Origin of the sequence: Porcipelethomonas sp. (assembly GCF_051893655.1) — a bacterium.
GTDB lineage: Bacteria > Bacillota > Clostridia > Oscillospirales > Ruminococcaceae > Porcipelethomonas.
Window position 1 is genome coordinate 1 of record NZ_JBJFHN010000014.1, and the last position, 4,854, is coordinate 4,854.

A 4,854-nucleotide genomic window follows, 5' to 3' on the forward strand; every position below is an offset into this window, starting at 1 on the left:
TATTTTTTTATAGTTTCGGGTTTTAGTTTTCGGTCAAAAAAATATTTAAGTCCCCGTTTATCCGGACCGGAAACGAGCTGTTTGTAATAATAATTTGCTGTTTCACGGTTTATTTCAAGTATTCTTCTTTTAAGATCGGCAATTCTGGTATCAGTTTTATCTTCCGGCATATCCAGACCGCCCCGCTGTGCAAGTAATCTTACAGCTTCTATATATTCCAGATTTTCTATTCTTTTAGTGAAGGTAATAACATCTCCTCCGGCGCCGCAGCCGAAGCAGTAAAAGCTCTGAGTATCAGTATAGACATGAAAAGAAGGTGTTTTTTCAGCATGGAAAGGGCATAAAGCCACATAATCCTTTCCGCTTCGCCGCAGGCTTACATAATTTCCTATGAAAGAATCTATAGGATTTGCAAGCTTAAGCTGATAAATAAATTCGTCCGGCAGCGGCATAAAGAAACCTCCATTAAATGTTTATTTATTTCCATGAACGCGGAACAAACAGTTCATTGAACAGGTCAACTGCATATCCGTCGCTCATGCCGGAAATATAGTCGCATACAGCCCTGTCACAGTCATATTTCCTGCATATTCTTATATATTCTTCCGGCATATTTTCCGGGTGTTTTTTGAAATACTCATACAGCTGCTCCACCAGAAGCTTTGCTTTTTTTTCTTCTGTTTTGGCGATTGAATTGGTATAGACTTTTTCAAACATAAAGCTTCTGAGTTCATCATGGGCGGCTTTGACCGGAGATGTCATGCGTATCTCATCTCCGCCGTTTTCTATAATTGATGTAACCATAGTTGTTATACGTTCTGATTTTGTTTTTCCCAATACTTTCACTGCGTTTTCCGGAAGATCAGAAGCTTTCAGAATTCCTGCACGTATGGCGTCTTCGATATCATGGTTTATATATGCGATCTTGTCAGAAAGTCTTACAACATTTCCCTCAGCAGTTTTAGCAATTTTATTGGTATGACATGCTATTCCGTTTTTTACCTCGTATGTAAGATTCAGTCCTCGTCCGTTTTTTTCAATGTAGTCCACGACTCTGACGCTCTGAAGATAATGCTTGTATCCATAAGGACATATTTCATCCAGTATAGCTTCTCCGGAGTGTCCGAAAGGGGAGTGTCCCAGATCATGTCCCAGAGCGATTGCTTCTGTAAGATCCTCATTAAGCCTCAGTGCTCTGGCTATAGTACGTGCAATCTGGGAAACCTCAAGGGTGTGTGTAAGCCGGGTACGGTAATGATCGCCCACAGGGGAAAGGAACACCTGGGTTTTTCTTTTAAGGCGTCTGAATGAATTGCAGTGAAGAATTCTGTCTCTGTCACGCTGAAAGTCAGTTCTGAGGGGACATTTTTCTTCATATAAAACACGTTTGCCGTGTCCGGCTGAAGTACAGGCATAATTGCTTAATGTACTCATTTCAAGAAGCTCAGTTTGTTCTCTGACCGTCATAGAAGTCTGCTCCTTTAGTAAACGCTGCAATTAACGGCTTTTGCACTGTCAAGAAAATAGCTTACAATATTTTCTTTCATCTTTTATGCAAAGCCGTTTTGCATAAAGTTTATAAATCTATACATTATTTATTATACCAAATTAATTTACATATTTCAATAGGAAAACACAAAAAAAAATCATTTTTATTAATTTTTATATTAAAATTTACTTTTTTTTGAAGCAATATTATAATACCCAAGCTTGGAAGCATAAAATAAGACAGGGGGTGTTATTTTGATTTTACAAATGTTAAATTCTGTATTAGGGAGTTTGTTCTTTTTTGCATTGCATATTGACGGACGAAATATTTTTCCAAAACCATTGTCTAAAGGCGAAGAGGAAGAATGTTTCAGGAGAATGAAAGAAGGTGATCAGTCCGCAAGAACTAAACTGATTGAACATAATCTGCGGCTTGTAGCACACATTATAAAAAAATATTATTCAAATCTTAAAGACCAGGATGAACTTATTTCTATTGGGACTGTAGGATTGATAAAAGCTGTTTCAACATTTGATTATCTTAAAGGCAATAGATTTGCAACATATGCCAGCAGGTGTATAGAAAAAGCGACCGTATCTTTACGGCTCTAAGCAAACATCAGGAAGCAAAACAAGAGTCTTTTTCAAAATCATGGAAGATTTATAATAAAATAAACGATTGCTTTTATATCCTCTGCCGTTTTCAGAAAGGCAAAATAACCTATGCACATTTGTATATTCATACTTTCAGATTTCTCACTAATCGTCACTTGACTAAAGCTCAGATTTTCCTGTATGAGAATCCGAATCCCGAAAAGCTTGTAACTGTATCGGACAGGCTCAAATGGTATCGCTATCAGAATGGCTTGTTGCAAAGTGAAGTTGCAAAAGTCATGAAAGTGGACAGAACCACCTATTCACGATATGAAGAAAATGTTCTTGAAGCATATACGTTAGACAAGCTTGCAAAAGCTGCTGAACTTTTTCATATTGATATTACTTCCTTGCTCGATGACTACAACCTGTTTCTCTATAACGGTCAGAGTCAGCGGATAAAAAGACTTCGCAAGTCATTGAAACTCACGCAGTCCCAGTTTGCGAAATACATAAATACGCCCCTCGGTACTCTGAAAAAGTGGGAACAGAATCGAGTAAACATTCAGAAAAGCACTTACAAAAAGCTTTTGCAGCTCTCAACCGTTCCTTTAGACTTCTGACAAGCTCCTTAAGCGTTTCCAGAGCTTTTGGCGAAACCCTTTCCCCTTGGAAACAAAACGGCTTTCAGAACGTCTGAGAGGTTTTAGAAAGTAAAGGTGGAAATTGTGTTTTCAGAGCGTATTTTGTATTTTCAAAAATTCAGGCTTCATATTGATGTTTAGTGTATAGATACTATTATGTAAGATATTCATTTAAATTAATAGATGTTGGATTACTTGTATCTCCCCATGTTTCAATATGTATCTTTCCGTTTTCAAAAGTTAATTTTCCTGTTCCTTTTCCACTTAACATATCGTCAAATTGAAACTCAGCTGTATTACCGACAATCTCAGCGGTAATATCTCTTGCAGAAAGAGTATCACTGGCATAACCACTTTCACTATACACAACGATAGAGAAATTCAGCGTATTATCTGTGATATCTTCTATTGTCAGAATAGTTCCGCCTATATCTTCATAACCACCATAGCCCATAACCTGACTACTGCTTTTCCCCTCTGTGATGTAGTCACCAAGTTCAAATGAAATTTCCTGTGACATTGTTTCAGTTACGGAAACAGTTGTTGTTTCAGTTGAAGTTGCAGTAATTACAAGTTCTGTTGTGGAAACAGTAGTTTCAGTTGTAGTTGTGGTTTGTTCAATATCAGTAATTGAAGCAGTAACGGTAGTTAAAATAGGCTCGGTTGATGTAGTCGAGGTAGCTTCTGTACTTTCTGTTGATATATCGGATTTTTTATTTTCACCATTTAAAACAAAATATAAAACAGCAATTACGGCTATAATTCCAGTTACAATAATCAATACTATATAAAGCCATTTCTTTGAGCTTTTCTCATAGATAGTTTCACTTTGCTTTTCTATTTGATTTTGCATACAATAAGGACAGAAACTTGAATTTTCGTGAATTTCTTTTCCGCAGTATTTACATTTTTTCATCATTTCAGACTCCTTTTCAGTTCTTCCGCAGTCTGAAAACGCTTGTCAGGTGAAACTTGAATACATTTTTCAATAATATTTTGCAATTTTCCATGATGAAGCTGTACAGAGGGATTTTTACCAGTAAGCATAACATTCATCATAACTCCAACGGAATAAATATCCGCTCTAAAATCTGTAGATGTATCGCCGTATTGTTCCGGAGCAGCATATCCAGGTGTACCCAGATAAATGGTATCTCTGGGATAATACTTTTTGTAATCTCTTGACGAATCAAAATCTATAAGCTTTAAAGTCTGAGTATCTTTTTCAATTATGATATTTTCCGGTTTAATATCCCTATGAATGATATTAAAACTATGGACGAATGATAAAATATCGCATAGTTCACAAACCATTTCACTTACTTGATTTTCTTTCAGATCGTTAAAATTATCTCCATTGCCCAATAATTCATGTAGTGTCATACCGTCAAGATATTCTTCCAAAACAAGAGTCTTATCCTCAAACTCCGTTACCTCTAAGACTTCAGGCATATTTTTATGCTTTAGTGTAAGAAGCTTTTTATACACTTCCGAATTTCCTGAAAAACTACGTTTTATTATTCGCTTTTTTAATGTTTTATGTTCCAAAACAACAATTTCATTTTTATCAGTATTTCTAAGACACTTTACAAATTGATACTGTTCTTTAAGCACCTGTTCCAGCCACTCGTACAAAAATTTCACTCCTTAAACTTGCTTTTTCTATTATACCATGATAAAATAAAGAAGTAAATATTTTTATGAGGAATGATGTCAGATGAAACAGAAAGATACAGAAAAATTACTGGAACTCTTAAAAAATTCGGGAAGTATTGACCTGTATTTGCAGGAAAACAAAGACTTTCTTCTGGATTGCTCCATAAAAGAATATCTGAACGCACTTATTAAAGATAAAAAGCTGACCATTGCTCAGGTTGCAAAGGATTCAGACCTTTCCGACAGATACTGCTATCAGTTTCTTTCTCCCTCTAATCCACGTGTTCCGTCAAGAGAAGTTTTGCTGTGCCTTTGTATCGGGATACATCTGAACCTTGATGAAACCCAGACAGCTTTGAAAATTGCCAAATATGCACCACTTTATCCAAAAGATGAACGGGACAGCATTATAATTTTCGGAATAGAGAAATCTCATTCCCTTATGGAAATCAATAATGCTTTATACGACCAT

7 protein-coding genes are annotated in these 4,854 nt (G+C 36.1%); 3 read left to right on the top strand and 4 right to left on the bottom strand.

What is annotated here, in order from left to right; genetic code table 11:
* Together ACI4WO_RS00535 and ACI4WO_RS00540 are read right to left on the bottom strand one after the other, a co-directional pair.
* Positions 1-452, bottom strand: a 452-nt coding sequence (locus tag ACI4WO_RS00535) for a CHC2 zinc finger domain-containing protein (RefSeq protein WP_439805604.1), incomplete at its 3' end; no start/stop codon positions are given.
* Positions 453-477: 25 nt separating this feature from the next.
* Positions 478-1,467, bottom strand: coding sequence for a deoxyguanosinetriphosphate triphosphohydrolase (locus ACI4WO_RS00540; RefSeq protein WP_439805605.1), 990 nt, complete (start codon positions 1,465-1,467; stop codon positions 478-480).
* 399 nt (positions 1,468-1,866) lie between these two features.
* Here ACI4WO_RS00540 and ACI4WO_RS00545 point away from each other — a divergent pair, with 399 nt between their 5' ends.
* Both ACI4WO_RS00545 and ACI4WO_RS00550 read left to right on the top strand, forming a co-directional pair.
* Positions 1,867-2,100 carry a sigma factor gene (locus tag ACI4WO_RS00545; RefSeq protein WP_439805606.1) on the top strand — a complete coding sequence of 78 codons (234 nt, stop codon included), beginning with the start codon at positions 1,867-1,869 and terminating at the stop codon, positions 2,098-2,100.
* Between the two features lie 158 nt (positions 2,101-2,258).
* Positions 2,259-2,705, top strand: coding sequence for a helix-turn-helix domain-containing protein (locus ACI4WO_RS00550; protein WP_439805607.1), 447 nt, complete (start codon positions 2,259-2,261; stop codon positions 2,703-2,705).
* Between the two features lie 175 nt (positions 2,706-2,880).
* On the opposite strand, the gene ACI4WO_RS00555 is transcribed toward ACI4WO_RS00550, so the two are convergent.
* Both ACI4WO_RS00555 and ACI4WO_RS00560 read right to left on the bottom strand, forming a co-directional pair.
* Positions 2,881-3,642 carry a hypothetical protein gene (locus ACI4WO_RS00555; RefSeq protein ID WP_439805608.1) on the bottom strand — a complete coding sequence of 254 codons (762 nt, stop codon included), beginning with the start codon at positions 3,640-3,642 and terminating at the stop codon, positions 2,881-2,883.
* On the bottom strand, positions 3,642-4,361 hold the full coding sequence (locus tag ACI4WO_RS00560) for a serine/threonine-protein kinase (protein ID WP_439805609.1): 720 nt from the start codon (positions 4,359-4,361) through the stop codon (positions 3,642-3,644). The genes ACI4WO_RS00555 and ACI4WO_RS00560 overlap by 1 nt, the downstream gene beginning before the upstream one ends.
* Before the next feature lie 82 nt (positions 4,362-4,443).
* Between ACI4WO_RS00560 and ACI4WO_RS00565 the strand changes: the two genes are divergently transcribed.
* A partial coding sequence (locus tag ACI4WO_RS00565; protein WP_439805610.1) for a helix-turn-helix domain-containing protein occupies positions 4,444-4,854 on the top strand: 411 nt, incomplete at its 3' end.

Coding starts and splice junctions, on each gene's coding strand:
- ACI4WO_RS00555 (WP_439805608.1), bottom strand. CDS start 3,642: ATGAAAAAATGTAAATACTGCGGAAAAGAAATTCACGAAAATTCAAGT.
- ACI4WO_RS00545 (WP_439805606.1), top strand. CDS start 1,867: ATGAAAGAAGGTGATCAGTCCGCAAGAACTAAACTGATTGAACATAAT.
- ACI4WO_RS00540 (WP_439805605.1), bottom strand. CDS start 1,467: ATGACGGTCAGAGAACAAACTGAGCTTCTTGAAATGAGTACATTAAGC.